This is a genomic window from Geobacillus sp. B4113_201601, from assembly GCF_001587475.1.
Taxonomy (GTDB): domain Bacteria; phylum Bacillota; class Bacilli; order Bacillales; family Anoxybacillaceae; genus Geobacillus; species Geobacillus icigianus.
On the sequence record NZ_LQYX01000116.1, the window covers coordinates 1 to 2,222 of the forward strand.

Annotated in this window: 2 protein-coding genes and 1 pseudogene; 1 reads left to right on the top strand and 2 read right to left on the bottom strand. The window is 45.1% G+C overall.

The features are described from left to right. A pseudogene (locus tag B4113_RS19195) lies at window positions 1–313 on the top strand (transposase); the annotation flags it as partial. Between the two features lie 93 nt (window positions 314–406). Here the strand turns inward: B4113_RS19195 and B4113_RS16055 are convergent. Both B4113_RS16055 and B4113_RS20825 read right to left on the bottom strand, forming a co-directional pair. Then, a complete protein-coding gene (locus B4113_RS16055) occupies window positions 407–730 on the bottom strand; it encodes a DUF6572 domain-containing protein (RefSeq protein ID WP_033843646.1) in 324 nt (107 codons plus the stop codon). Between the two features lie 17 nt (window positions 731–747). Next, window positions 748–2,073 (bottom strand): hypothetical protein, encoded by a 1,326-nt coding sequence (locus B4113_RS20825; protein WP_235598032.1) that lies wholly within the window; start codon window positions 2,071–2,073, stop codon window positions 748–750. Window positions 2,074–2,222 lie beyond the last annotated feature (149 nt).

The following is a 2,222-nucleotide window of genomic DNA, read 5'->3' on the forward strand; positions in this document are numbered from 1 at the left end:
ACCGGGAGCTAGGCGATGAAGAGATCTTGCGTTACTATGCCCAGCGCTGGACGATCGAATGCTTTTTCCGGCAGGCAAAAGACCAACTGAAGTCAGGTGGGACCGTGTTCGCCACGTTCGGGCGGTGAAACGGTATTGGGTCGTGGTGCTGTTAGCCTGTGTATACAGCATCGCGGAATCTCAACAAGACCTCTCTTCCGGACTGGAGCTTCTTCGGTCTCGGAAAGGACACAGCGTCGTTGAGTTCATCTATGACGCCGCAAAACAAGATATTCCCATTGATGTGATCAAAAAACAGCTCCATGTCGCCTAAGGGGTACCCTGTTTGTCTCTTAGGGCATGGAAATTATTGTAATGAAAAATGCTCATCTACAGTTATATAGTAAAATTTTGATTACATAAAGTATTATATACCAACCTGAAAATTAAAGTAGTATCCCGCACCGTTAAGAATGTCGGAGACTTTCTTTAAAAAGTCCTTGCAGTTGTCAGGAAATGGGTTTTTAAAATAAATTTTTATTTCGAATTCTCTTTCTTTTGCGTCCTCATACACAGAATAAATTTCTCCGCTTTCGATAAAACGTAAGTATACATTTATCTTTTCTTGTAGGAGTAACAAATGTTCCTCTTCATTTTCCCATTCGAGAGAATCAATAATTCCCAAAGTTACAATTCCTTTTTCCCTATTTAAGCTAATAACGTCAATTTCGTTTGTATTCTGTAAAGGCATTTATCCTCACCCCAATATTATTTTTTGCGAATAATCTCTATTTTCGTCGGAGGAATTTTAGTTCCACCAGTATAAGGTGCTTTTCCTTTTCCGACAACTATAGCCCCTGATTGTTCAATCTCAGGGAAAGCTTTCTTTTGATTTTTTGTTAGTGGTGCTGTTGAAGAAGCTTTACATTCTATACATCGTATCTGTCCTGTTTGACTATTTGTAGAAATAATATCAATTCTCGTTTTAACCCCACTTTTGGTTTTAACAGTTATTTGTTGTCTTACATTAGTATTAGCAGGTTCTGAGGATATTTTATTAATAACTTCCTGTTCAAAAGCATCTCCTTTAGCTTTGTTTTGTTTCACTTGTGAATTACCCGTCCCCTTAACCGCTTTCCCCGAAACCCCTTCGCCCCGGCTCATTCGCTGGTACAGTTCGTTCGCGTGTTGGACGAAGTGGGAGCTTCCTGTTGTCGCTAAAGTGGCTCCATGAGTGGCTCCGGCAACAGCGATGGCAGTGGCTGGAGCTCCGATCGCCGCTCCTACTCCCGTGCCGCTAAGGGCGATCCCGGCTGCGGCTAAAGGGATGGACCCGGCTGTTTCGACTACTCCGGTTACAGTCGATACCGCGTGTCCTGTCATTTGTCCCCATTCGTAGGCGACGGGATGCGAACTGTGATAAGGACGGTGTGCCAGATTGTATGTCACATCCTGTAAAGCCGCATCTCCCGCTCCTCTCACAAACTCCACTGTGCTTTCAATGGGGTGTTTAGTCAATCCATGCCATGATTTTTCTGCATTCTTCGCTACTTGCCGAGCCGTTTGTTCAACTTTGTGTCCTGCATGTATTATATCATGAACGGTTTGTTTCGCGATATGCTCTGCTTTCTGTTCTATTTTGTGTATGCCGCGATCAGCGGTTTTCGCTAAAGCTTTGATTTCGTGTCCGAGTTTGTGCTCTATGTGGTGAGCCGTTCGATGAATCGCCTTCTCGGCCTTTTTTACATCGTGGACCACATGCTGTACAGCTTGTTCCGCTTTCTTTTCTACATGCTGAAATACTTCCTTGGCCTTATGGCCGATATGCCCCGCGTCTTTCGCTACTTCTTTGGCTGCGCGTTCAACTCTCTTTTCAACCTGATGCACCGCTCGATGCACGGCCTTCTCGGCTTTTTTCACATGGTGCGTTGCATGTTTGACCACTTGTTCTGCTTTCTTTTCCGCGTGATGAAACGCTTCTCTCGCTTCGCGGCTGATGTGCACGACATCTTTCTTTACTTCTTTGGCCGCGTGCTCAACTCTCTTTTCAACTTGATGCACCGCTCGATGCATGGTCTTCTCGGCTTTTTTCAAGTCGCTGGCCACGTGTTTGGCTGTATTTTCTATTTTTTTCTCTACATAGTGGCTCGCCTTGCGGTTGTGTGCAGCCTTGACGCTCTGGCATGGCTGTTCCCTTTCAAGCGAGGGCTTGAATCAACGTTTTACCGATCGGGCTGTGGCGT

Coding starts and splice junctions, on each gene's coding strand:
- B4113_RS16055 (WP_033843646.1), bottom strand. CDS start 730: ATGCCTTTACAGAATACAAACGAAATTGACGTTATTAGCTTAAATAGG.